The sequence below is a fragment of the Chryseobacterium salivictor genome, assembly GCF_004359195.1.
GTDB lineage: Bacteria > Bacteroidota > Bacteroidia > Flavobacteriales > Weeksellaceae > Kaistella > Kaistella salivictor.
This window is the reverse complement of the sequence record NZ_CP037954.1, coordinates 2,067,587-2,092,596: the sequence shown is the minus strand read 5'-3', so window position 1 is coordinate 2,092,596 and position 25,010 is coordinate 2,067,587. Positions and strand designations below refer to the sequence as shown.

The window sequence follows — 25,010 nt, the reverse complement described above, 5'->3', positions numbered from 1 at the left end:
GCAAGCAGAATAAAAGCTTTGTGCCTTTGTGGTTTAAAAAAACTTAAAGATGCAGTGCTTACTTTAATATATTTTAACCCATCAGTCCTATTAGTTTTAAATGCTTTCATTAAAAAAAGAGCACATGAGCTGGAAAATTTTTGATTTTCCAGCTCATGTGCTCTACTGCTTTCTGATGATCATCAACTTATTTGTTAAAAATAGAAATACTTATCAATTTAACAGGCATTAACGGGCAGCTAACATCGTTTAACTCTTACATGCATTTACTTTTAATGAACTGATATAACAATCTTACAGCAACGCCCGTACCACCACTTTGTCGGTAGCCTTTTGCGTCATTGACGAACGATGCTCCGGCGATATCCAAATGGATCCACGGGTAATCGGTAAAATGTTCCAGGAATTTTCCGGCGGTTGTCGCGCCACCGATGGGCCCTCCAATATTTTTCAAATCGGCAATATCCGATTTCAGCAGCTCTTCGAATTCTGTCCAGAACGGCAGCTGGATCAGTCTTTCGTAAGTCTCTTCCCCGGACACTTTCAATTGTTCCATGAAATCCTGGTTATTTCCTGCCATTGCAATTCCGAATGACCCTGTGATCGCAACCGAAGCGCCGGTCAAGGTCGCCATATCAACCACCAATTCAGGATCAAAACGTTTTGCATAGGTTAGCGCATCGGCCAAAACCAAACGTCCTTCGGCATCGGTATTCTGTACTTCTACGGTGGTGCCGTCCATCATGGTGATGATATCATCGACCACCAAAGCGTCAGAAGAGATTTTATTGTCGGTTGCCGGAACCAAACCGATGATCCGGTACGGTAATTTATTCGCTGCGGCGGCAGAAATAATTCCCAAAACTGCGGCACCACCAGCCATATCCGATTTCATGGAGGTCATATTGCCGCCCACTTTGATGGAATATCCACCGGTATCAAAAGTGACTCCTTTTCCTACTAAAACCAAAGGTTTTTCATTCACCGCATTTTCCGGCTTGTAATGAAAAACAGTGAAGGTAGGAGGTACAGAAGATCCTCTGTTGACGGCCAGAATTCCGCCCATGCCCAATTTTGCGATTTCTTCTTTCCCCAGTATTTCGGTTTGAAAACCAAATTTCTTGCCCGCTTCTGTGGCGTATTCGGAGAATCTCAGCGCATCCATAAACTGAGGCGGTTCATTCACCATGGTTTTGGTTAATGATACGGCTTCTGCAATTTTCTGTAATTCGGTCAGCGACTTTTTATCGATAAAGTGCGAAGAACATAAAATTTTAATCTCAAAAGCTGTTTTTTCTTTTTTATATTTAGAAAAACGGTAACTGCTCAAAAGCAATCCTTCTAAAAAAGCAAACCGTTGAAGTTCAGTCAAACCACTAACCTCATCAATATTCACGTCTTTGCTGTTCACCTCTTTCAAGGCCTGAAAAACGGAAGCGCCTGCAAGTCTTAGACTTTCCAGGTCAGTCTTTGGAAGCGTAATCAGGAATTGCTGTACCTCGCCGTTAGTGATGATTACTTTGTTCTTTTTTTTTTCAAAGGCGTCTTTAACCGATTCAGCAACTGATTTTGGATATTGATTTGACACCTCATCAGTTTGACTGACAATAAGGTGTACCGGACTGCTACCCGCAGCAAGATGATCTTTTTTAGCGTACGATACTAACGTTGCATTTAAATAATGTTCTGTCATTTTTTATTTTATTTTTTATTTTTTAAAGGTGGTGAAGTGATTGGTCACCATTTTCGTGATTCCAGTTCATGAACTGCCGCTGGAGAATCTACAGCGCACGTTCCGGGCATGTCCCGGCCGGAAATTACTTTACCGACTGAGAAGCTCTTCCCTGCAACCACTACTATCTGCCTGATAACTGCTCGAGCTGCCGAACGATATCTCTCGGATGTGCGCCCTGCTGCAGGGAATCGGCTGCAATTTTAAAGGCCAAAATCTCCGCTCCCAGTTCTTTTCCTTTGTCCTGAATCATTTGGAGGAGTTCATTCATTTCTATCTGATAACCCAGCATCATGAAAGACGAAAGCATTTTTCCGGCAATTTCGGTATCGGTTTCACCGAAGGCTTTTCCGGCGATGAGGGGTAAAAGAAATTCCCCTTCGACAAAAATTGCATCTCCCTCCGGGAAATCCTGGACAAACTGCGGAAAATTGAATCTTGTTTTTGCACTTGCAAGAATAAAATCTTCTATCAGATCCAGTTCTTCATCCGAAAGATGACTGAATTCATCCTGATCATCTTCATCGTCATCGTCATCGTCATCTTCGTCTTTATCTTCTTCGTAAAGATCATCATCATCAAAACCGTCATCTTCTTCGGAAAAGAGATCATCGTCCTCATCCTCATATTCGTCTTGGTCTGAGTGATCCTCCTCTTTAGGATCTGCGTTTGACTTTGACTGGATTTTTTTCATCTCCTGCTGAACCAATCTGTAAAACTCATCGAAACGGAATTCATATTTTTCATCGAGTTCCCTGAGTTCTTCTTCCACCTCTTCCAAAAACTCAGCGTCTTCTTCAAAGATCTCCTCTTCCGTGGCGACGTCGCGGAGCCAGATTTTATCCCGTTGCAGCATGCTGAAAACACGAAAAATAACTGCTTCTGCCTGTTTGCGGTCCTCATCTTCGATGAGAATATCAAAAGCAGAAAGGTTTTCGAGGTAAAAGTTTTTATCGATCATTATAGCAGAATTTGTTGGTTAAAATTGAAGTGCAGTTAAACTGGAATTAATAAAAGACCCTTGAAAGCGATTTTTTAAAACCTCCATTTAATGCAGCGAAATTTACGAAAACTTTCGCAGGTGATTGGAATGATCAGGTGATTTTGCTACTTAACATGAGCTAAACGCACCCTCAATAAATACATAAGAGGTTGTTATTAAAGCACTTCTTACCCATAGAAAAAGAGGTAACGAACCGCTGTCATTTTAAATACAGTTGCAAACCCCTTGAAGGAATGCCAGCGGGTTTCAGGAAGTACCCTCATTCCCGCCCATTTCTCCGGCAAACTTCTCTCGGCACTGCTTCTGGTACTGCGACAGCGGCATGCCATAAATGATGTAAAAAAGATGCCGCATGTTCGAAGGCGAGGCAATTCCACATAAAGCACACAACTGTTCAGCCGACCGATTCGCTACTGCAGGATCTTCAGCCATCATCCCGGCAATATAGGCAATGCGCAACTCTGCGAGATAGCGGCTGATACTCATTCCTTTTTCGCTGTTAAGATACCGCGACAGATAATTGGCATTGACGCCTGCCCCCTGTGCCACCTTTTTAAGGCTAAGGTTCGGTGCTAAAAACGCTTTGTCTTCTTCAAATTTCCGGAGGTTATTCCGGATGGTTTGGCGGATTTCTGGGGTGAGGGCAGGTGTTCTCTTTGGTGCTTTAGGTTCCGTTTCCAAATCTTCCGTGCTGAGGCTGCCACCTGCCAAGAGTACGACCGGCGGTTTTTCCAGATAATCATCAAGAAGGTAGCCTGCCAAAATAAGTGAAATAAATATAACACCAAAAAGGACTGTCCGATACCGGTCAGCAGTATTTTGATGATCATCCGTGATGCTGGCCAATCGGAACCGTGCGTACAGGTGATGCCAGTCTTCGTGGTTCACCGTTTCAGCCGCTCTTAATGCATCCATATAAGAAGTAAGATCGCGGAAGTTTAACCTTTGACCGGCTTCACGGATAAGGTAATGGTAGCCGTGCTGCAGTTCAGGAAATATAAAATGGTGGCGCTGAAAAACCGAATCCATCTTTTTAAAATAACTCACCCCTTCATCTTTGCGGTTTTGCATCACAGCGTTATTGCCTTTGTAATAATAAATTACGGACACCCATTTGCATTTAAAAGAGAAATTTTGCCTACTCCACACTGATGTTAATCATTGTCTGAAATTTTTACAAATCCTACAAACCCTTTAAAATCGGATTGATTAGACGGATACAGTAATAAAGTATAGTTCTTTTCAATTCCATCCATTTTCTATAAATGTGGGGAGGAGGTGGGGAAGCAATTTTAATTTAATACCGAACAGTTGAAATGTAATATACCACAGAATAATTACCAGACAAAGCTTCAGAACCTGCATAGTTGTAGCCACAAGCAGAAGCTGCAACGGTGTAGTTACCACTTCCTAAATCAACTGTTCCTTTTGAATTGGGAGCTATCGTTATTCGTTTAGCATCAGGACCACTATATCGAATAGTCAAGTCACAAGATGTATCGTTTTCAATTATCATTTTTGATTTTGAAGTTTTTGTATTTCCTATTTTTTCAGCTGATGGCATTTCACCAGTATTTTTATCATTAGTAATTTCATTTACTTCAGCTCGAATTATTTTTTCATTAATTTCCTCTTTGTTCTTATATCCAGGATTATCTTTTAGAAATTTTCGCCATCCTTCAGACGTATTTACTGCTAATGCATCATCGTAAGTGATTAGACTAATTTTAATGGAATCCGCTGGATTATTATTAATATCTCCATTAACAGTTTCAGAATCAAGAAGACTTGAGTCAACATCATAAACTACAGTAGCAGAATCCAAACTAGACATAAGAGAATCTGATGAATCTACTGTTGATACATTGCTCTCGATTTTATAGCATCCTGTAAGAAAAATTAAAACTACAGCAAATATTAAAGTTTTTTTCATATTAATTTATTGTAGGCATTTCTAAAACGATATAAAAATTGTCAAGAATAAAACTTAAAACAGAATAAAATGCCACAGCAAAGCAGATAAGAATAATACCTTCAAAAATTTTATAATTAAGTGTATTCTTCTCTAGAAACTTCTGAGCAATGAGACTTGAAAAAAGACTTATGATAAATATCCATACAAATCCCAACGCCATGTAGGTTGAAGATACCTTTAGCAATTCTTTACTAAAACCATAATTAAATTTTCCAATACTTATAATTTTGATAAGGTCATCATCGCTTAAATATTTCCCAATCAAATCGTATAGATAAATAACTTTTTGAAAAAGTAGATTAAGAATTATGCTAACCGCAATAAATATAGCAGATGTTTTTATAAACTCATTATTTAACATCACCTCCCCACCCTTTTTTCCTTTGAGGACCTTACGTGCAATAATTATACATCCCGCAAAAGAAATAAAGGAGAATAGTAAAATTGAAAAAATTTTTAAAGTATTCATAAGTAAATTTTATTTTATTGAAATTTTCCAGTAATTAAGATTCCTTACTTCTGAAGGAATTATACCTGGTTTGAAATTTTTATCTGTTGTTTCCCAAAGGGTATATCGACTGGAACCATCTTCAAACACCTGCCCATTATAAGGTAAATTTATACCTAGAATAGAATGCGAATAAACAGCACTGCTTAATATAGCAGCGTTAAAACCGAAATGTTTTAAAATAGTATGTGCTAATAATGTTCTGGAGTCACAATCACCTTGACCAGTCACTAAAAACTCTAGAGGTGTTGTTATACCGAATGCTTGGTTCGGAGCACATCTTCCTGGGTTTTCTTTAATTAAATCCTTCACCATTTGTTCCTGATAATCGTCTGGATTACAACTCCGCTCTAAAACAACGTAATAAGGCATATATTGAATAAAACTCACAATCATTTCTGCAAATTTTTTATCATTTAAATTTCTATCTTTCTTAATCTTACTAAACATTTCGTACACATCATTAATCTTATTTGAGTCATGACTTTCAATGTTGTAAAGAATACTTTCATAAGAAACTGGCGTCAAAGAATTTTTGAAGTTTCGAGATGCATCCAAATCCGATTTTTTAATACTGAAATTCCCCTTGTATTCTTCTCCATTATATCCATACCAAGTCATCTCCCGATTAATAATTGCAGTACTTGTATTGTCTTTATCAGTTATCAGATTGATAACTTTGATAAGCTGTGGTCTTAATCTTTGTTTGTTTTGTTCCTTTTTTGGATGCGGAATGTAGGTGCGAGGTTTCTGTGACCAATCAGTATTAATTATTGAATAAGCTAAACCAAGTAAAAAAAGAAGTCCAAAGAAATAGGCAAAATATTTTAACCAATGAAAATAGCATTTATAAATAATGTATAACAACCAAATAAGACCAATAGTAAATGGTAGACCGAAGCCAAATATTAATGAAAGTAAAACTATTCCAACTGCAAGTAACAAGTTTCTAAGACAAGGAGAAAAATTATGCACAGGCGTTGGCGTAGGTTGTGGTGGTGGAGGCGGAGATACAGGTGGCTCACCAGTATCCTTCCATTCGCCCCAATAAGTTTCCTTTTTCCCTTTACAAAAAAATTCTTCCCTAAAACTATTATCCTTCCTTTCTACATTTCCTGTTTTCTCCTTTGTTTGAATGCATTTTTCACATTTGATTAGTTTGATTTTCTTATAAATCTTTCGATATCGTTCTTCCTCTAAAAAATCTACTAAATAACCATAAAAATCAGCTTCAATTGTTCCAAAAGCTTCATCGCCTTCATTTTGTTGAAGTTTTGAAACAAATTGGAAATTATGGAAAATTGGATTTTCAAATTTGATGTCATAATAAATCTTTTCGTCCCCTTGCTTCTCATAAAAAAAGACCTCATCAGGCATTTTGTCAGCTTCAACTTTTATTGCGTTTTCGGCATCTATTCTTCTTTCTTCTTTTTTGCTTTTTTTTATAATCTCAACCTCAGCGGTATAAATTTTAAAATGAAAAAAGTCGCCACTATCTTTTAAGTTTTTGACAATATCAGCGTGAAATTTTCCTCTAAATTTACCTTTAATATAGGTGTTTCGAGGAGCCCTTTTTGTAAAAGGTTCCTTCTTAAAAATCCTGCCATCGGATTCGTAAAAAACTTTATCATCAAAAGTATCACTCATCGCTCCAAACTTCATCAATTAATTGTTGACCAGAAATCTTGATTTTGAAATCTTCTCTCTTTTTCAGATTAAAAGGGGGGTCTAGATATTTTTCATAAAAAACTATTTTGTTCCTTTCCTGTAAAGTAAGCAGGTCCTCATTTGAAAAATTAAATTCTTCTTTTATAATCGCATCCTTATCATCTACGTATGGATAATATCTCGCTAACAAATCAGCTTTTATTTCCTTCGCAACTAAAGGTTTGTACATTTCTAAAACTGCAAGATGTGGTTGAAGTCTCTCTTTTGTTTTGATATAAGACAGATGTAGCCTTTCTCCAAGATTTTTCTCGAACTTTGCTTTAAAACTGCTGTAATTGCTTTGAACTATTTCTTCTTCATACTTCTTTTTGAAGGGATAGAAACCTCCTTTGTCTTTTATTCGTATTTTTCTGATATTAAATTTTAGAGAGATTGGAATAATAAACAGTGACATGAAAAATAAATTTACAATCCATGCTCCCAAAACATGAGTGTTAATGATAACAATTCTCCTCATGTAAAAGTTATTATTATCAACAAGGGCAATAGTGTAAGAATTATTAAACTCTTTCTTATTAATCAACTCTTTAAAATCCACATCGAATTTCTTTAGAACTATGTTTTCACTTTTGAGTGAGTCTAAATTTTGGTTCAGATAATCATTGTCACTTTGTACTTCTTCGTCAATTTTATTATTTAGATTAACAATTTTTTCGTCAATTTTTTGCTGGGGAATTTTATTTTTTGAAGCCAATGAAATTTCAGCTTGAATTTTTTGGGATTGAGAAAGGAAATTTGAATCAAAGCTAATTTTATCGCCAATTGTACTTAGTTTATCAGATACAATTATACTATCCGCTTTAGACAAAGAATTGAAATGTATATCTTTTAAAAATTCTTCATATAACACAACTTCCTGTTCAATTCTATGGACGTCAGCATTTAAAATAATTTCAGATTTGTAATAGGATTTATATAGTTCCAGTTTATCATTTATCGGCTTGGTAAAAAGAATAACGTTGATGGGTTGTGCAACGATAACTGCAAAAACGATAATAAATATTAGCCTAGTAAGCATCGATACAGTAAGCCAATTATTGAAATTTTGTAAATTCTTGCTATTTATTGCCTTTTCTATATGGGGCTTCCTGGTTTTTTTTGCTTTTTTTATTAACATGTTTTTGTCAATTAATAAAGGTGGAGTTATCGTGTACAACAATAAAACATAGATTGTTGTAACCGTAAATCCCCAGAAAATACCAATCGGAAGACTTGCTATTTTTCCCACTCCCTGAAAAACATTGAGCATAAAAAGTACAGCACTAACAAAACAGATTATACAGATTACAATAACAAATAAACCAATAAAATTGAAGTTTCTATTAATTTTTCTGTTGTCTAATTCATTGATAATCCCACGGTCTTCACCTGAGAAAAGATGAAGCAGTCTGTTTTGTTTGAATATACTTCTGCCCATCAACTATGCATTTTTCTGAATGTATAAATCAAGATTTGCATCAATATTTTCCTGCTCTCTTTCTTTATATTTTTGCAATGCATAATCCGTCAGCTCTTTTTGTATTTGAGAAAGTTTGGATTTCTCATACATTAAATTTTCAGCATCATGATTAACAACTAAATGTCTTTCTAAGCCATTTTTATCTTTATAGTAGTCGTATTGAACCTCAATACCATTTTCAGCTCTTAATTCGTCCTCTAAATTATCTTTAATGTAATCGTAAGGTGATTTCGTTAACATCATCTTGAAAAATACTGGAGTCAATTCGATAGCCATAAAAAGGAGGGTTATAAAAATGCTAATCCAAGGAAAACCCTTCGTGCCGTCTTCTCTTGTTGCAGCAATTTCATCAGCTAGTTGAATACGTCTCAATAATCCGTCTTCTGCTCCTGCTTTCTTTTCTGCATCAAGTCTCTCGTTATCTCTTTTTACAACTGCTGATTTTAATTCCGATTGCAAATCTTTGTAATCCTGGGTTGCTTTTAAATCGTTAATCTTCTTTTCTATCCCAAAACGTTGCTTATCAAGGGCTATTGCTCTCGGACCGTAAGCGGCACCGTTTCCATTTTGTCCTGTTGTTTCTTTCATTATTTGAGTGTTAAGCTCTTTAACCTGACCTTCTAAATCAGTAATCTGCACATCTAAATCTTTCATTTTAAGTTTTGCCTGGGCTACTTGGGTTGCATAGCTAGCATCAGCTCGTTTGATAGCTTCATTTTTCTGTACTTCCTGATATTTGGCAAGGGCAGCATCAATTTCAGATTTAAACATCCTAATTTCAACTGGTTTAGAAATCGTTATTGCGATAATTGCACCCATTAAAATTCTGGGAATAGCACCCACGAATTCCTGGCGTGTAATTTTTTCTGTACCATCGCCTTTGCCTGTTGCAGCCACAATGAATCGGTCTATATTAAATATGACTAGCCCCCAAATTATTCCAAATATAATCGACAAAACAACAGTAGGTATATCTATAGGTACCTCTAATGGCATATTTGCCATCTTTTGTTTATCAAGTACATTGGCCACTTTCGGAGAAAAAATAGTATAAAAAGCATAACCTCCCGCCATTGAAGCCATTAATCCCGTGGATAAGACAATCCCTCCGAGACACAGATATTTTATTTGGTCCGAATAAGTTGCTCGCTCCAGCAAAAAGCGGTCACCACCAGCGCAGTCCCATAAAAAGTGCATGACTCTGCCTGCACGTGGCATTTTGTACGACTCGTTATTTTTCATAAGAAATCAGTTCTATTAAAGTTACTATGGTTAATTTTATTTATTTTAAGATTCTTTCCAATTTCAGTTCTATTTTTCTGAAAATAAAATTTAGGACTTTGGTAAAAAATTATGTTTTTCAATGTTAGTTTTGGGAAATTGAAGAGGTTTGGATTCCTGTAAACTCTTTTAAAACTTAAAAATTCTTTTACACGGTAGTGTTCTGACTGAAGAGAATTTCGAACTTCCTCCTGCTGAACCATATATTTTTTGATTCCATGCTTCGTTTTTACCTTAATCTCATAAGGAAAAGTCATTCTATCTGCATTAAGCATAATACTTCCATTAGATAGTTTTTTTCCTATTTGAGGAAACTTAATCCAGATAAGGCTATCAAAAAAATATTCCACCCTAATGAGTGAATTCGAAAAAGTACTATCTCTGAAAATTTTGAAAACCTCTATTTCATTCGGTCTCTTTTTATAGAGTATTATTCTATAAATAGAGATATATTTTATTGAGATATATTTAAGTAATGAAGAGATAAAGCTATATTTCAATATGTTTTAGTTTTAAAAAATAAATATATAATAATTTTTAACATTTTTTTAACATAGCAGTATTCTTTGTTATATTTGTAAAAAATTGTAATTATGAAATACTTAAAGTACATACTAGCATTAATGTTACTACTTTGCCTTTTTAAAATGCCTTACGGCTATTATCAATTGGTGAGGCATGTATCATTTACTGTATTTGTGTACCTCGCCTACTCAGCTTATAAAGAAAATAATGATTTTACAGCCGTATTTTGGATATATCTTTTCCTTGCAATTCTTTTTCAACCATTTATGAAGATTGCTCTGGGAAGAACGATTTGGAATATTGTTGATGTTGCAGTAGCGATATGGCTTATCGTTAATGCCACGAAAAAAAGAACTGAAAGTTAACGTCTTCTCGTTTCAATCCAGAATGTCCATTCGTAACCATTATTAGGAGAAAAGGTTTTATACCCTGAGTTGGGAATAACTCCTGGAGCACTGGCTGTGAAATTTTTATTTCCTGGCTCAATAAATTTGGTAATGGTAGATTGCGGAGATATATAAAAAGTCTTATCAGAAATAACAAGTGTTATTGTTTTAGTTGATTTATTTGTGACTTTCAACTCTGAGTTATATTCTGATGTCTCTCCCAAACTCGAAAAACCTCCAGCAGAACTGGTATCGACATCTTTACTCCATTTGACTAAATTTTTTGCCAGCCATCCTACTTTTCCAGATTCTACATCTATGGATTTATAAAACCCGCTATAATCAGTTTTTGAAAAAATATAAACCGTTGAATTTGCGGGAATTTTTTTTATAATATCATCGGAAGTACTTGGTCCATTTCTGAAGTTGACATTAGAAATTGTAACACCCAGAAAAGGCGAAAATCCGACCTCTTGTGCACTTATCTTTACTCCGAGAAAAATAGAGAAAATAAGAATAAAAGAAAATAAATAATTTTTCATTGTGTTTTGATTTTGATAAAGATCCTTTCTTCCAGTGTACACTATTTCTTTATATTACTAATTGTCTTACTTCGTAAGTGTTATTGACATAAGCACTTTTTCATTCAATCGCCTCCAATTTTCACTTTCCTGTATTTCAATTTCTGCTTATTCCTGAAAGTATTCCCATTTCCGCTCCAGATTTTTATTGTTCTTCATTGCTTCTATGATAGCAATAATTTCACATTCCGATCTACTACCGTTTCATCTAAATATTGATTAGCCGCATTTAAATTGACATTAATTGTGACTGCTGCGATTTCCTTCTTCTTCGCATTGATTTGGCTTATAAAAATGAGGAGGAGTAAGAAAATAAAAAGTAATAGAAATAGGGTCATACGCTTGTTGCCTTAAGGATAATTAAACTGATTTTAAATTTTTATAAAAATATAACAATTTAATTAAACATAATTACGGTTTTCCATAATGCCGTAAAATATTTATAAAATAACTTGGTCTCCATTTCAAAAAAATAAATAAAATGCTAAAAAGATTATTCTCCGTTTCCGCAATTATTTTGATCACCACCCTTTCCTATGGACAGGAGATAAAAAAAGAATCAGAAACCGTAAAGACCAAAATGGAGGTCTTAGCATCAAAAACGGGAAGTATTACCAAGTTTGTGGATAATAAACTGACCAACTTATCCGCCTCCGATGGCGCTGCGGAAACAAGAGTCAGAAAAATAACAAATGGAGCAGCTACGGCATCCATTTATCAAATAACCAAAGAGGGCAAATAAAGCAATAGTGTTGCGTCTATCGAATACTCCGATCTGATTGAATTATTAAAAGCGGTAAAAGTTCTGAAGGGAGAAGTAGCGAGCGATATTGCCGCCAACTCAGATTATAGGGAAAACAAATTCGTGACTGTTGATGGTTTTCAGGTGGGCTATTACGTAAGTAAAGGAAAGGCCAATTGACATATCAAACTTGAAAAACAGGGCTCCGACAATACTTTGTTTATCGACAATGGCGATACCATTGAAACAGCATTGACCGATGCAAAAAGGAAAATTGATGAATTGAAGAAGTAAAATTTTGGTAAAGGCCACGCATCGTCTTGTTTTGCTCCTGTCATGACTGTTTTAATTTTTCTTCGTTTAACTTTTTTGCATTTGTTGTTGGAATGTGATCTCAATGAATTCGGCAGGTCTGACAATAGCTACCAGCACTGTAATTCTCATGATGCCTTCCAGAATATCTTCCGGTGTCATGGTTTCCCCTAATCCTATAGAAACAATGAAGGCATCTTCGGGGACGGCTCCTGCAAGACCTCCCCGTTTCCATATCCCGGTAAGGAAATTTCTTACCATGCTGCGGACAATTACCCATGTATTTGCGGTGTTGGGTTCGAACACAAAAGCTCTGGCTGCGCATTTTATAGATTCTTCCAGCATGATCATCGTTCTGCGGACATTAATATACCTCCAGTCTAAGGAATTGCCATCCAGTGTGCGGGCACCCCATACTATTATTCCTTCTCCTGTAAAGTAGCGGATCGCATTAATTGCTTTTCCATCCGGCGGCAGGTTTAAGTCTTCCTGATCGGCGTGCGAAATAGTAACTGACGGGCTTATAACACTCGATAGCCCAATATTTGCAGGTGCTTTCCACACTTCCTTCGTACTGTCAACCAAGGTGTAAATCCCAGCCATTGCAGAAGAAGGAGGTAACAGATTGATATCATGGGCTATTTTCTTCATAATTGTTGCATACGCAACGCTCTGTTGTAATAGAATTCTGTGGATCTCTTCCTTTTCAGATGGACTTTCAGGTCCTTCTTTTGTGATCCTTCCCGCTAAGTTTAATAATTGTTGTGTTCTTTTTTCATCTTTTTGAAAAACGGCTTCGGATTTCAGAATATTTTGTAAGTCTTCTATGTTTGAAACAGAATGAATTCCTAAATTCTTCTCTGATATAATAGCAGTATTCAGCCAGGGATAATAAGCCGCTGCATAATTTAGAAATTCAGTTCCTATCTTTTCGCGGAAAGTGGTGATCACGTCGCCTGCTTCCGAATCTGTTCTTGATTGATCACCATTATAGATATCCAGAATTGCAATTCTGTTCCCCATAGTTGCGCAGTGACGCAGCATCGCCGTCTGCAGGTCATAGCATTCCTGTTCTTCAAGGTAAACTGCTTCGGGGATGACAACCATTGTGGGTTCCTGTTCCTTCAGAAGAGGTTCAATACCTCCAACCAAAGCATCGTAAGAAAACGAATCCTGCTTATAGCCTTCATTAACTGAAACAATGTAACACGGGCCGCCACCGTTTGCAAAGAAAAAGTGCAACTGATAGTAAAGATTGAATTGGTAGTTTCTGGTCAGACCATAGTATTGTATATCGTCCGGCTCACTTGGTTTAAAGATCGCCTCAGTCCAATTTTTTACGGCGTCAAATTTACCGGGATCTTTAAGGGCAGATAGGCCTAAACTGTTAACATCAGTTTTTACCAGCCTAAAATCTTTGCGGGGAGCTTTCCCAAAATACTGTTCGTATTCGGCTAAGGAACTGATTCTGAAGGGTAGGTTAATTAAAGACTTAGACCCATTTTTCGCCTTTTCCGTATAGCCTATAAAAGCGGGTACTGCGGTTGCCACTTCTACAACGGAGTTTGGGAATGCATTTTTTTCAATGATATAGACGCCCGGAGTTTTAAGTGTATTCATTTAATTGATGTTTTGGTTTTAGATTTTTGTAAATGCTACATTTTCGTATGATTCTTCATCGCTGTTTATAATTGTTTACCTACTAAAGTACAATCAAATATAATATTTCTACCAGCAGTATGAAGTTTTCATCGAATAATTTTTCGATGAATTAAGTTTCATAACAGTGGGTATTTCTGCAGGCTTGATAAAAACACGAAGACTTTCCCAGCTCTCAAAGGAGTGAATTTAATTCCTCATCAAAAACTTCTGTTCCAAAACGGAATTATACCGACTTAGGAGATTTTTGCGTTAAGAAAAATTGAAATTTCTTCACAACCAAATCTTCTAAATGATTACCGCATAAAAATCCCCACTGTTTGAGTGGCGGCAAAAAATTAGGTACACAAAAACCCATTATCTTTCCGCCCGAGTTTGGGGATTTTCTTGAAGAAATTTCAATTTTTTAGCAAAAAGATCCAGTCTTGACTTTTTTGTTACTTTTTGTGTTAAGACAAAAAGTAAAAGAATAAAGAAAACCAAATTTATTTTCCCCAACCCTTACTTCGATAAGCTCAGCATAAAAAAAAGGAGTGAATTTAATTGCTCACCAAAACTTCGATCTAAAAATAACCTAACAACTGACTTAGGAGATTTTTGCGTTAAGAAAAATTGAAATTTCTTCACAACCAAATCTTCTAAATGATTACCGCATAAAAATCCCCACTGTTTGAGTGGCGGCAAAAAATTAAATACAAAAGAACCCATTATCTTTCCGCCCGAGTTTGGGGATTTTCTTGAAGAAATTTCAATTTTTTAGCAAAAAGATCCAGTCTTGAACTTTTGGTTCTTTTGTTTCAAGACAAAAGAACAAGAAACATTTTAGCAAACTAACAAAAGAGGTTCGTCGATTCCATTAAAAAATATAAATAAGGATGAAGCAAAAAATTCAAGAATTAAAAAAAATCAAATGCATTTGACCCAGCCCTCAAAGGAGTGAATTTGATTCCCGCTCTCCGAAGTCTCCAGACTCATATCTTTGTATAAATATTAAATAAACAGGCAAGGATGAAACTTGTTCTCCTGACAGATACGTTTTACGATATCGCTCCGAAGGAAAAACATCCTTGCTTTAACCACTAGAGCTTCAATTAGTACTTAAACACTTTCTATATTTAAGATTGATGTTGTATAAAATATGAGTAAAGGCAAAAACTGGTTATCGTTTATTTACAAAACAAATTATTATGCTAAAATATTCCGTCGGGCTTGATATTTCAAGCAAAAAAATCGACTGCTGTTTCAGCAGTATCGACATGGGTCAAAAAGTGAAAGTTCAATCTACTGTTACAGTTTCCAACAATCCCACAGGGTTTAATTTATTGGCAGACTGGATTGACAAAAACCATAGGCAGAAAGATATTGCCTTAGTGATTTGCATGGAAGCGACAGGGGTCTATTATGAGTCATGCGCACTTTTCCTTTTTGAAAAAGCCTGCAAAGTCTCGGTAATTCTTCCAAATAAGGCGAAGAAGTATCTGCAGGCACTTGGGCTTAAGTCGAAAAATGATTCCATTGATGCAAAAGGTTTGGCACAAATGGGAGCAGAGCAAAACCTTAAGCTGTGGGAACCAATGGGCAAATATTTTTATGAACTGAGACAGTTTACCCGTCAATATCAGAATATCCAGGAGCAGATCACGGTTTATAGGAACCAACTTCATTCATTAAAAAATTCCATGTATATCAACAAAGCTATTGTGAAACAGCTTGAGCAGGTCATCAAACTTTTCACAAAGCAGCTGAAAGAACTGGAAGAACAAATCAAAAATCATTTGGAATCCAATCCTGAAGTAATGCAGAAAACAGAGAATATATGTAAGATAAAAGGAGTGGGAATTCTTTCCCTGGCTACCGTGTTGGCGGAAACCAACGGATTTTCTTTATTTGAAAGTTCCAGGCAGCTTGTATCTTTTGCAGGTTATGATGTGGTAGAAAACCAGTCAGGAAAAAGGGTTGGAAAAACCAAAATATCCAAAAAAGGAAATTCTCGTATCAGGCGAATTTTGTTTATGCCTGCATTTACGGTTGTAAGGTGCAAGGAAGCTCCCTTTCTAAATTTATATACCCGTACATTTTCAAATCACGGAATAAAGATGAAAAGTTATGTCGCAGTGCAGAAAAAATTACTTGTGATCATTTATTCGCTATACAAAAACAATCAGCCTTATGATCCCAAAAGACAAAATATCCAAGAAAAGGAGCAGGTGCTTCCCTCTCTGCTTGCCTCGTAGAGGCAAAAAAATAGCCTCATTAACCTGAGGCTATACAAGGTAAACATCCAGTGAAATATCACAGTTTGCTTCCTCTCTGCATTTGCAAAATTATATAAAAAAACTTAAAGAAATATTTGTATTTTCAGATAGTACCTTTGGAGTTTTTTTATTCATAGCATGAAAACATGACGAGAATTGTCATAAAATGCGCAGCGGGAGCGAGATTACAGAGGCTTTAATTGTTTTTTACTTTGAACAGATGGCCTCCATTGAAAACAAGTACCGCAATAAAAATAAGGACATAAGCACAGATTTGCAGCGTTCCTAAGGGTTCGAGATACACCACTCCTGCCAATATAAAGGCAATAATAGGATTTATATTCAGCATCATGCCGACCTTTGATGAAGAGATGCCTGATAAGGCATACAAATTGAGAAATAAAGGGATGATGGTGTAAAACAGAGCGATGATTTCAATATAGAAGTAAAATTTAAAGTCTGTAGGGATGCTCCCGGAAAACGTAGGAAAAAAGGGTAACAAAATCACAGCGGATAAAAGAATATGAAAATTGAGGATCAGGAATTTATCTAAGTTTTTATTAATATGCTGGCTGATCAGATAGCAAGCATAAGTTAAACCAATCAGACTGCTGTAAAACATATCAATCATACTGGTGTAAGAAAGCAATAAACAGCCAGCCAAACTCAAAAATACAGACAGCCACTGAAATTTGTTCAGTCGGTCTTTAAGAATAAAATAAGCGAGCACCGTAGTGATAATGGGGCAAACCAAATAAGCCACCGAAGTTGCCCGTACGCTCACATGATTCATCACATAAATAAAAGAAAACCAATTCGCCGTCAGCAGGACGCTACTCCCTATATTTAAACCTGCAATGTGCCATTGGTCCTTTCTTTTTAAAGACTTGAAATAACTGATCATACTCCTCAGTTTTGCCCGTTTAAATAGGATCGATATGAGGGTCATGATCAATGCACAACTGAAGACTCTGTAAAAAAGAATATCTAGCGATGGATAGGCATGTAAAGGTTTTAAGACCAGACTGAAAGTTCCCCAAAGGGTGAATGCGAAGAGGGCCGCGAGATAATATTTGAGTTTATTCAAGTTGTTTTTGGAGGTATTAAATTTTCGCTAAATAGGATGCAAAAATAGGAATTGATTGCTTAATATCCATCATCCATGAGCAATGAAAATCTCTTCCGTTACCTCAATTAACAGCCTTGTTGAAGACTCTCATGCAAGTTGTGAATCTGTTTCGTTATTTTATGACGAGTCAATTTGAATTGCTTTTAAATTTTTGCTGAATAATCTGCATTTTTTCAATAAGTTCATTAAAAGGTAAACTATCACCTACAATCATATTTTCCTGCATTTGTCTATAATCTGCTTCCCAAAGATCAATCACTTCCACAGGAGGAATGATGTTGAGTCGATCCCTTTTATGATGTTCAAAAGAAATCCCTCTCCCATTATTCATCAGTTCTCTAAATTCGGCAATTTTCTTGAAAAAATCTTTGTCGGCAATTGCTTTTTCACCGTATTCAGAATTCATGAGCCGATCTAAATCATACAAATGACGGCTCAATTTATGGTGTCGAATTTTTTCGATCGGTTTTGAAAATTCTTCATGCAGAAGAAAAACTTTTTCCAGAAATGTTTTGGTTGGAATGGTAACTTCAACATCAAATTCAGGAAAAACAAAATCATCGTCTTTAAAACACTGATCGATGTACGAACTTATTTTTCTTTTCTCAGAGGGCTCTGATAAAGCTCTTGCACCCATCTCAATAATCACTTTCTTTCGAATGTGGGTTTCACTTGGAACAACTGATTGATATGATAATTCCAAAGTATTTGGGTCGCTGGTATCATCAATTCTGGAGTCGAATTCTATGCTGAACATTTCTTCCGGAATCCCTAATCTTTTAAGTTGATCAATTAATTCCACTCGGAAGTCGCCAATAACAAAATGCCCGGAAGCTTTGCGAAGTTTTTTGATCTGCGATTTCGATTTAAAATCATCAAAACCGAGAAAATGATAATCAACAATTAAATCAACATCTTCGGAAAACCTTTCAATAACAGCATACGCCTTGCTTAATGAGGTCCCTCCCTTAAAAACGATGTGTTTTTCATATTTCGATTGAAATACGGCTCGTAAAACCATACAAACCCACCAATCTTTTTCGATAACCACTTCGGAAAAGCCAAGTTGAGCAGAAGTCTCATTGATTATTTCGAATTGTTCCTCTCCTGTTAATGTAAACCAATTATTCATTATGGAGTGATTTTAAAAGGATTTCTCTGATCCACGCTGGAGCAAGTTTAGCATCATGAAGAATATTATTTTGGTCTTCATTTTTCAATTGTTCAGAAATTTTATTCAAAATAATCTCATCTACATGGTCTTTTTTTATTTGTTTCAAAGCTTGAATAACCAAAGTAGAAATTTTCCCTTTTGTAGCTAGGTTTTTAGGAACGGTAGATTTGAAATTGATCGTTCGGTTGCCAACTTTAATCATTCTGGCAGCTCCGTCCGTAAGAAATGTAAACTTCATAGGAACTTGGGTAGTTAATCCCAATATGTTTTCTGCAAAAGCACCAGTAGGGATAATTCTGGCGTGATCTCTTCTTGCAATAGCGTTTGCAATATCTTCTATCGAAGGAATGAGTTCTCCAATAATTTTACTGACTTTTGGCTTATAATAAATACCGTGAGATAGTCTTTTAATTTTTTGTTTTTCTTCAAGCCTGAGCAATGCTTTTTTCACACTTTCTGAATTTCCAAAATCTAAAAAATCATCCACAAAAAAAATCGCCCCATTTTCTAGGGTATCTATTTGATCTGAAATATATTGTTCCACTTTTGGCCTCATAATAGTCCCAAATATAATGAAAATTTGGGACGAAATAAGAAAACCCGTAGATTTAAAGTGCTGAATTGTTTTATTTAAAAAAATAGAGCATATTGTTATATTCCAGCACTCCGAAGGTACTATCTGAAAATACAAATATTTCTTTAAGTTTTTTTATATAATTTTGCAAATGCAGAGAGGAAGCAAACTGTGATATTTCCCTGGATGTTTACCTTGTATAGCCTCAGGTTAATGAGGCTATTTTTTTGCCTCTACGAGGCAAGCAGAGAGGCAAGCACCTGCTCCTTTTCTTGGATATTTTGTCTTTTGGGATCATAAGGCTGATTGTTTTTGTATAGCGAATAAATGATCACAAGTAATTTTTTCTGCACTGCGACATAACTTTTCATCTTTATTCCGTGATTTGAAAATGTACGGGTATATAAATTTAGAAAGGGAGCTTCCTTGCACCTTACAACCGTAAATGCAGGCATAAACAAAATTCGCCTGATACGAGAATTTCCTTTTTTGGATATTTTGGTTTTTCCAACCCTTTTTCCTGACTGGTTTTCTACCACATCATAACCTGCAAAAGATACAAGCTGCCGGGAACTTTCAAATAAAGAAAATCCGTTGGTTTCCGCCAACACGGTAGCCAGGGAAAGAATTCCCACTCCTTTTATCTTACAGATATTCTCTGTTTTCTGCATTACTTCAGGATTGGATTCCAAATGATTTTTGATTTGTTCTTCCAGTTCTTTCAGCTGCTTTGTGAAAAGTTTGATGACCTGCTCAAGCTGTTTCACAATAGCTTTGTTGATATACATGGAATTTTTTAATGAATGAAGTTGGTTCCTATAAACCGTGATCTGCTTCTGGATATTCTGATATTGACGGGTAAACTGTCTAAGTTCATAAAAATATTTGCCCATTGGTTCCCATAGCTTAAGGTTTTGCTCTGCTCCCATTTGTGCCAAACCTTTTGCATCAATGGAATCATTTTTCGACTTAAGCCCAAGTGCCTGCAGATACTTCTTCGCCTTATTTGGAAGAATAACCGAGACTTTGCAGCCTTTTTCAAAAAGGAAAAGTGCGCATGACTCATAATAAACCCCTGTCGCTTCCATGCAAATCACCAAGGCAATATCTTTCTGCCTATGGTTTTTGGCAATCCAGTCTGCCAATAAATTAAACCCTGTGGGATTGTTGCAAACTGTAACAGTAGATTGAACTGTCACTTTTTGACCCATGTCGATACTGCTGAAACAGCAGTCGATTTTTTTGCTTGAAATATCAAGCCCGACGGAATATTTTAGCATAATAATTTGTTTTGTAAATAAACGATAACCAGTTTTTGCCTTCACTCATATTTTATACAACATCAATCTTAAATATAGAAAGTGTTTAAGTACTAATTGAAGCTCTAGTGGTTAAAGCAAGGATGTTTTTCCTTCGGAGCGATATCGTAAAACGTATCTGTCAGGAGAACAAGTTTCATCCTTGCCTGTTTATTTAATATTTATACAAAGATATGAGTGAGGACATCCCTGCTCTCCGAAGTGTCCTCTCCTTTCGAAGTTTTTATATCAGCAATATGGATGGGAATTGGGGTTTAATTAACCCTATCTCTTCTCTATTAACATTTCAATAACCAGTCGTTTCACCTTCTCTTTCAATTACTTTCTTCTTTTTTCAAAATGACCCTGCATTAGTGAATCCCTGATTCGTTATGATTAAAGTAGCCTTCCAGTAAACATGAAGAAGCATACGACGCTGAATACTTCATCGATATCGATAGGATTTAAAAATCGTGTGGTACAAAATAACTGCAAAATTCGAACGATGACTTCTTATCATTTCCGCTGACAACAATCAATACCGTGGAAACCTCAATCAAAAAAAATAAAAAATTCGGGTATCGTAATATTTGTAAATTTGTAACTTCAACTCACTGATTAACAGCTATAAAAGATTTTCTGATGAAACCTTTTAAAAACAAGGTGTTTTGTTATGACTGCGGACGGCAAAAAATGCTCTTCGAAACAGAAGTAAAAGCACAGACATTTATGAGATTCAATAATGAAGAAATTGAATCTGTAAACGGCTATGCTCCTATAAGAAGTTATTTCTGTAACGTATGTTGCGGCTGGCATCTGACTTCAAAAATGGGAGAAGCATATATCAGCCCGAAAACAGAGAAAATACTGGAGGAATATGAGACTGCAAAGAGATTGAAAGCAGAAAGAAAGGCACTAAAACTGGTACAGGAAAAAGAAAAAAAAGAAATCCTGCTAAAGATCATTTGCATCGCAGAAAATAACATCAAAATTATGGAATTTTCATCAGGCAGTAAATATGCAGCGTTATTTGACGAAACAGTAACGCTGCTTGAGAAAATAAAAAGCATTAAAGCTAATTTTAAAGGCAGCAACCAAAGAAAAAGGCAGATCGAGATTAAACTTTCCCTTTTAGCTGAAAAATTCAGAAATTCCAGAGAATCATTAATGTAATCAGCAAGCAAAGAGTCTTGATGTGGTAACTATTGAATGAAATAACAACTGATCATCATAAGGCACCATTATCAAATCTTCCTTCTTTTATAAAGTCTGAAAGCCAGTCAGCAAAATCCAAAAGCTCCGGATCATTTTTCGAATAAACCAAATTCTCAGCAATAATAGGAGTTTCCCAGTTAGAAATTTCAGAAATAGAAAGGTCATTATTCTCAATCTCTAAAAAAGCAGAATGATATAGGCATTTGAAGAATACGTTTTCAAAATTTGATCTTCAGCATTTTTAATATTTCCCATTTTAAAAAGAGTGATTGCGCACTCCAACAGAAAAACAGGATAACCCGACTCCTCCGGAAAATTTTTATGAAATCAATTGAAATACCTTGATGCTCCCTGATAATCCTGAATTTTCAAGTAGAGTTCAGGAGGCAGATACCGCAGTCCCCGATTCTAAGGGGTGCAAACCTGTTTTTTACCGGTCTCCTGAGTTTCAAATTCCCAGACAAAAGAAAACGGGTGCTCAGCAGAATTTTTAAGCTGATAATAAAAACCTGTATCAAACTTCATCGCTCATGCTCAATCTTTGTTTGGTTTTTATTTTTAATCTCCATGCCTGTCGTTTTAGAATATGTTCCGGAGGAAACAATTAAAAACAAATGTATATATTTGAATGGTCTACGGACCATTTGGAAACAATTACGAATGGATAAAACCCGTATTTTTTACGTTAGCCAAAAAGTGATCAGAAAATGATCTAAATTGCAGAAAACTAATCAATTATGCTATGAGAACAATATTATCCTTATTGATGCTGACTTTTATACTAATCGGCTGTAACAATCAAACAAAAGAAAAAACGATGGAGACCTCAACAAATGAAAAATTGGTTCAGCAATATTTTGAACATTTCAACAATCACGAATGGATAAAAATGGCTGATATGTATGCTGAAACTGCCGATTTTAAAGATCCGTCACTGGGACAGGGAATTGTAAAACAAACAAGACAACAAATTGCAGACAAATATGCAGAGCTCCATAAAGTTTTCCCAGACCTTCATGATGAGGTTATTCAAACTTATCCTTCGGGGGACCAACATATCATTGTAGAATTCGTATCCACTGGAACGGGAACGGACAATGTGAAATTTGAATTACCTATTTGCGTTATTTTCACCATTGAAAACGGACTGATAACAAAAGATTTTTCCTATTTTGATAATTTTGACGAAGAAGAACAATAGATACATCATACCAAGCCCGAACCGCTAATGACTGAACATGAGCTGTACCTCATTCTTTTACGTGTTGGGACGTTTGGGCCGGAAAGGCAAAGAATGAAAGCCTGTTGAACGGAACCTTCGGCGGCCTTTCAACAGCATTTTGGCAGTCTATCGAGTTGTCATTTTTAAAATAGAGATCATCAAAGCTGTTTTTTTAGAAAGACTGCTTTTTTTGTGATTAAAGCCTTTTACAGAAAACTAAAAAAACATTTAACTTTTCATGCTTCCATCCCTATTTTACATCATTAAATATAATGTTTTCGCTTCTTTTATTAAAATATATAGCTATTTTTGAAAATAATAAACGGAATTTTTTTTCACAGACTGCCACTCGCTGAAATGTTATTAATAAAAACCAACCAATGAAATCTTTTTTTCCTATTCTTTTTATATTTTGTTCTTGTTTCATTTTTTCACAAAAATTTGGGGAATATTATGTAACAAATAATAACGATACAATAAAGTGTGACATTCTAAAACATTCGTATGAAAGACTAATCGTTTTAGAAAATGGGCAAAAGAAGAAATATAAGCCACACGAAATTAAATTATTTTCAGTTTTTGTTGGTGCACCAGTCAAATATGTTTCTCTTTTGAATAATAAAAATCAATTCTATGTGGAAAGAATTAAAGGAAAATTGAGCTTGTATCATATTGATGACTGGGATTTTTATACAAAATCAATAGTACTGGCAAACGTACTGGTAAAAGATAATAAAATTATAAAATTACGCAGTAATACCTCCAATAGAAATACCATTTCAAAACTAATTTCAGATTGTCCGACGGTACTGGAAGATTGGAATAATAAAGAAAAATATCCAACTGAAAATATAGAAAGAGTTATTGAATCTTATAACAATTGTTCAAAGAATTAATGTATCACTTGGCGCTCTGTTCGGCTGGGCCTCAGGTCGTTTTGTCTGCAAGACAGGAAACCGAACAGTTCCTGATTTCCATTATGAATAAAGGAAAGGCGGTTATTTATAGGTAACAAAATCCTGACGGGAGTTGGGATTTTTTTTGTGGAACACTGATAAAGTTTTATTTAAGTGATTATGCATAGCGGTGAAAACAACATGCTTTCTTTTCCTAATTTGATTCATGAAATGATCTTCCTAGAAGATGGAGCAACACCTTTTTACATAAGAATAGTAACTGGATTCTTTTTGGGGATTTTGTAGCGGATCAACTAGAGCGTATCTACCCTATAAAAAAATAGAACCTGACAGCTTGAAATTAATTTCTTAATTCGGTATCTTTTTTTATTTAATTCACTTTTCAGTGGTTTTTTTTCCTGCATATTTCTCCAAAATCCCTTCAGATACGGGTTTGAGTTCCTTATGATTATCCGGATTCGTCCCATCCATCGTAAAGAATTCGACCTTATTCCGATATTTAGAGTACCAAACCTTATTCAATCCATTGTCGAGATCTAAGGTGTCCGGACGGGTAATCTTCTTAAAATATTTAAACTGTACCGTATCCAGCGGAATAACTGCATGCTTCGGATTACGGTCTTGCGCCGCAGTCAACCTGTACTCCACTCCATTCCAGTACATATGATCCTTCTTCTGAAAAGAGCCGTTAAAATGAGCAAAAGAACCACTTGCGATGAGTACACCCATCATCCCTAAACTCATTCCTTTATTATTTTTGATAAAATCGGGGAGTCTTATCATATTATGGATGTTGATGTGCAACCCTCCTTCTACCACTTTTGTCAAGTCCTGGTAAACCCCGATCGGACGATGGACATTCGCGGCTTCTACCCCATCAAGAACAAACTCATTTGGATTAACAAAGTGCTCAAAACAGCGGTAGCTTAAATACTGACTAAGCTTATCCAAAGTATTGGAGTCAATTTCTATTTCATTTTTTTTTGTACTGTTGATGACATAGGTATCATAATAACGAATAAGCGTTCGCTCCGAGATGCTGAGACTCACTTTTTCTTCCAACGTTATCACAAGATATTCAGATAAACCGTTTTTCGTACTCTTTCCTGATTCCCTTTTAGCCTTATCAAAAACCTCTTCCACCAATTGTTTTTTCGTAAACATGACTGATTATTAAATTATTACAAAAAAAGCGATTTTTTTTAACATAACGCTACGGGATCCCGTTAAAACGCCTGATAATATACTGGAGGTTCTTATCGCAGGCCATTGATCTTTTTTTAATAACCAAAAAAACCAAATCACCATCAATGTCAGAATGATGTCAGCCGCTGT

Annotated in this window: 21 protein-coding genes; 6 read left to right on the top strand and 15 right to left on the bottom strand. The window is 35.6% G+C overall.

Features of this window, described 5'->3' with window-relative positions; translation table 11 throughout:
- Window positions 1-256: 256 nt before the first annotated feature.
- The 8 genes from NBC122_RS09580 to NBC122_RS09545 form a co-directional block, all read right to left on the bottom strand.
- On the bottom strand, window positions 257-1,693 hold the full coding sequence (locus NBC122_RS09580) for a leucyl aminopeptidase family protein (protein WP_133440160.1): 1,437 nt from the start codon (window positions 1,691-1,693) through the stop codon (window positions 257-259).
- A gap of 163 nt (window positions 1,694-1,856) precedes the next feature.
- Entirely contained in the window at window positions 1,857-2,693 is an 837-nt protein-coding gene (locus NBC122_RS09575) for a hypothetical protein (RefSeq protein WP_133440159.1), read from the bottom strand.
- 288 nt (window positions 2,694-2,981) lie between these two features.
- A complete protein-coding gene (locus NBC122_RS09570; RefSeq protein WP_133440158.1) occupies window positions 2,982-3,884 on the bottom strand; it encodes a helix-turn-helix domain-containing protein in 903 nt (300 codons plus the stop codon).
- 148 nt (window positions 3,885-4,032) lie between these two features.
- The gene (locus tag NBC122_RS09565; RefSeq protein WP_133440157.1) at window positions 4,033-4,668 is read right to left on the bottom strand and encodes a DUF6759 domain-containing protein; all 636 of its coding nucleotides are present in this window, start codon (window positions 4,666-4,668) and stop codon (window positions 4,033-4,035) included.
- Window position 4,669: 1 nt separating this feature from the next.
- The gene (locus tag NBC122_RS09560) at window positions 4,670-5,179 is read right to left on the bottom strand and encodes a hypothetical protein (RefSeq protein ID WP_133440156.1); all 510 of its coding nucleotides are present in this window, start codon (window positions 5,177-5,179) and stop codon (window positions 4,670-4,672) included.
- A 9-nt stretch (window positions 5,180-5,188) separates the two neighbouring features.
- Window positions 5,189-6,880, bottom strand: coding sequence for a hypothetical protein (locus NBC122_RS09555; RefSeq protein WP_133440155.1), 1,692 nt, complete (start codon window positions 6,878-6,880; stop codon window positions 5,189-5,191).
- Window positions 6,858-8,363: a DUF4407 domain-containing protein gene (locus NBC122_RS09550; RefSeq protein ID WP_133440154.1), complete on the bottom strand. Its 1,506-nt coding sequence runs from the start codon at window positions 8,361-8,363 to the stop codon at window positions 6,858-6,860. Before NBC122_RS09550 ends, NBC122_RS09555 begins: the two co-directional genes overlap by 23 nt.
- Window positions 8,364-8,366: 3 nt before the next feature.
- Window positions 8,367-9,647 carry a DUF4407 domain-containing protein gene (locus tag NBC122_RS09545; protein WP_133440153.1) on the bottom strand — a complete coding sequence of 427 codons (1,281 nt, stop codon included), beginning with the start codon at window positions 9,645-9,647 and terminating at the stop codon, window positions 8,367-8,369.
- Between the two features lie 686 nt (window positions 9,648-10,333).
- Between NBC122_RS09545 and NBC122_RS09540 the strand changes: the two genes are divergently transcribed.
- Window positions 10,334-10,576 carry a DUF6804 family protein gene (locus NBC122_RS09540; RefSeq protein WP_246012315.1) on the top strand — a complete coding sequence of 81 codons (243 nt, stop codon included), beginning with the start codon at window positions 10,334-10,336 and terminating at the stop codon, window positions 10,574-10,576.
- Here the strand turns inward: NBC122_RS09540 and NBC122_RS09535 are convergent.
- A complete protein-coding gene (locus NBC122_RS09535) occupies window positions 10,573-11,139 on the bottom strand; it encodes an SH3 domain-containing protein (protein ID WP_133440151.1) in 567 nt (188 codons plus the stop codon). The two genes, NBC122_RS09540 and NBC122_RS09535, sit on opposite strands and share 4 nt — an antisense overlap.
- 520 nt (window positions 11,140-11,659) lie before the next feature.
- Here NBC122_RS09535 and NBC122_RS14500 point away from each other — a divergent pair.
- Complete coding sequence (locus NBC122_RS14500) at window positions 11,660-11,920, top strand: hypothetical protein (RefSeq protein WP_221343571.1); 261 nt, start codon at window positions 11,660-11,662, stop codon at window positions 11,918-11,920.
- A 360-nt stretch (window positions 11,921-12,280) separates the two neighbouring features.
- Here the strand turns inward: NBC122_RS14500 and NBC122_RS09525 are convergent, their stop codons facing one another.
- Window positions 12,281-13,852, bottom strand: a complete 1,572-nt coding sequence (locus tag NBC122_RS09525; RefSeq protein ID WP_133440150.1) for a phage tail sheath family protein — start codon at window positions 13,850-13,852, stop codon at window positions 12,281-12,283.
- Between the two features lie 1,226 nt (window positions 13,853-15,078).
- Between NBC122_RS09525 and NBC122_RS09520 the strand changes: the two genes are divergently transcribed.
- Window positions 15,079-16,125, top strand: a complete 1,047-nt coding sequence (locus tag NBC122_RS09520; RefSeq protein WP_133439934.1) for an IS110 family RNA-guided transposase — start codon at window positions 15,079-15,081, stop codon at window positions 16,123-16,125.
- 217 nt (window positions 16,126-16,342) lie between these two features.
- Here the strand turns inward: NBC122_RS09520 and NBC122_RS09515 are convergent, their stop codons facing one another.
- From NBC122_RS09515 to NBC122_RS09500, 4 genes are all read right to left on the bottom strand, one after another.
- On the bottom strand, window positions 16,343-17,233 hold the full coding sequence (locus NBC122_RS09515; protein WP_133440149.1) for an EamA family transporter: 891 nt from the start codon (window positions 17,231-17,233) through the stop codon (window positions 16,343-16,345).
- Between the two features lie 169 nt (window positions 17,234-17,402).
- The gene (locus tag NBC122_RS09510) at window positions 17,403-18,407 is read right to left on the bottom strand and encodes a nucleotidyl transferase AbiEii/AbiGii toxin family protein (RefSeq protein WP_133440148.1); all 1,005 of its coding nucleotides are present in this window, start codon (window positions 18,405-18,407) and stop codon (window positions 17,403-17,405) included.
- On the bottom strand, window positions 18,400-18,993 hold the full coding sequence (locus NBC122_RS09505) for a DUF6088 family protein (RefSeq protein WP_246012313.1): 594 nt from the start codon (window positions 18,991-18,993) through the stop codon (window positions 18,400-18,402). The genes NBC122_RS09510 and NBC122_RS09505 overlap by 8 nt, the downstream gene beginning before the upstream one ends.
- A 263-nt stretch (window positions 18,994-19,256) precedes the next feature.
- On the bottom strand, window positions 19,257-20,303 hold the full coding sequence (locus tag NBC122_RS09500) for an IS110 family RNA-guided transposase (protein WP_133440146.1): 1,047 nt from the start codon (window positions 20,301-20,303) through the stop codon (window positions 19,257-19,259).
- Window positions 20,304-21,014: 711 nt separating this feature from the next.
- Between NBC122_RS09500 and NBC122_RS09495 the strand changes: the two genes are divergently transcribed.
- The 3 genes from NBC122_RS09495 (at window position 21,015) to NBC122_RS09485 (ending at window position 23,654) form a co-directional block, all read left to right on the top strand.
- A complete protein-coding gene (locus NBC122_RS09495; protein ID WP_133440145.1) occupies window positions 21,015-21,494 on the top strand; it encodes a hypothetical protein in 480 nt (159 codons plus the stop codon).
- A 784-nt stretch (window positions 21,495-22,278) separates the two neighbouring features.
- Complete coding sequence (locus NBC122_RS09490; protein ID WP_221343570.1) at window positions 22,279-22,737, top strand: nuclear transport factor 2 family protein; 459 nt, start codon at window positions 22,279-22,281, stop codon at window positions 22,735-22,737.
- Window positions 22,738-23,138: 401 nt separating this feature from the next.
- Window positions 23,139-23,654: a hypothetical protein gene (locus NBC122_RS09485; protein ID WP_133440144.1), complete on the top strand. Its 516-nt coding sequence runs from the start codon at window positions 23,139-23,141 to the stop codon at window positions 23,652-23,654.
- A gap of 396 nt (window positions 23,655-24,050) precedes the next feature.
- Here the strand turns inward: NBC122_RS09485 and NBC122_RS09480 are convergent, their stop codons facing one another.
- Window positions 24,051-24,839: a hypothetical protein gene (locus NBC122_RS09480; protein WP_133440143.1), complete on the bottom strand. Its 789-nt coding sequence runs from the start codon at window positions 24,837-24,839 to the stop codon at window positions 24,051-24,053.
- Window positions 24,840-25,010 lie beyond the last annotated feature (171 nt).

Excerpts from the sequence above, each read along its gene's own strand:
- NBC122_RS09490 (WP_221343570.1), top strand. The coding sequence starts at position 22,279 with ATGAGAACAATATTATCCTTATTGATGCTGACTTTTATACTAATCGGC.
- NBC122_RS14500 (WP_221343571.1), top strand. The coding sequence starts at position 11,660 with ATGCTAAAAAGATTATTCTCCGTTTCCGCAATTATTTTGATCACCACC.
- NBC122_RS09555 (WP_133440155.1), bottom strand. The coding sequence starts at position 6,880 with ATGAAGTTTGGAGCGATGAGTGATACTTTTGATGATAAAGTTTTTTAC.
- NBC122_RS09560 (WP_133440156.1), bottom strand. The coding sequence starts at position 5,179 with ATGAATACTTTAAAAATTTTTTCAATTTTACTATTCTCCTTTATTTCT.
- NBC122_RS09480 (WP_133440143.1), bottom strand. The coding sequence starts at position 24,839 with ATGTTTACGAAAAAACAATTGGTGGAAGAGGTTTTTGATAAGGCTAAA.
- NBC122_RS09550 (WP_133440154.1), bottom strand. The coding sequence starts at position 8,363 with ATGGGCAGAAGTATATTCAAACAAAACAGACTGCTTCATCTTTTCTCA.
- NBC122_RS09500 (WP_133440146.1), bottom strand. The coding sequence starts at position 20,303 with ATGCTAAAATATTCCGTCGGGCTTGATATTTCAAGCAAAAAAATCGAC.
- NBC122_RS09520 (WP_133439934.1), top strand. The coding sequence starts at position 15,079 with ATGCTAAAATATTCCGTCGGGCTTGATATTTCAAGCAAAAAAATCGAC.
- NBC122_RS09495 (WP_133440145.1), top strand. The coding sequence starts at position 21,015 with ATGCTCTTCGAAACAGAAGTAAAAGCACAGACATTTATGAGATTCAAT.
- NBC122_RS09535 (WP_133440151.1), bottom strand. The coding sequence starts at position 11,139 with ATGAAAAATTATTTATTTTCTTTTATTCTTATTTTCTCTATTTTTCTC.
- NBC122_RS09510 (WP_133440148.1), bottom strand. The coding sequence starts at position 18,407 with ATGAATAATTGGTTTACATTAACAGGAGAGGAACAATTCGAAATAATC.
- NBC122_RS09540 (WP_246012315.1), top strand. The coding sequence starts at position 10,334 with ATGCCTTACGGCTATTATCAATTGGTGAGGCATGTATCATTTACTGTA.
- NBC122_RS09575 (WP_133440159.1), bottom strand. The coding sequence starts at position 2,693 with ATGATCGATAAAAACTTTTACCTCGAAAACCTTTCTGCTTTTGATATT.
- NBC122_RS09485 (WP_133440144.1), top strand. The coding sequence starts at position 23,139 with ATGAAATCTTTTTTTCCTATTCTTTTTATATTTTGTTCTTGTTTCATT.
- NBC122_RS09545 (WP_133440153.1), bottom strand. The coding sequence starts at position 9,647 with ATGAAAAATAACGAGTCGTACAAAATGCCACGTGCAGGCAGAGTCATG.
- NBC122_RS09525 (WP_133440150.1), bottom strand. The coding sequence starts at position 13,852 with ATGAATACACTTAAAACTCCGGGCGTCTATATCATTGAAAAAAATGCA.
- NBC122_RS09565 (WP_133440157.1), bottom strand. The coding sequence starts at position 4,668 with ATGAAAAAAACTTTAATATTTGCTGTAGTTTTAATTTTTCTTACAGGA.
- NBC122_RS09580 (WP_133440160.1), bottom strand. The coding sequence starts at position 1,693 with ATGACAGAACATTATTTAAATGCAACGTTAGTATCGTACGCTAAAAAA.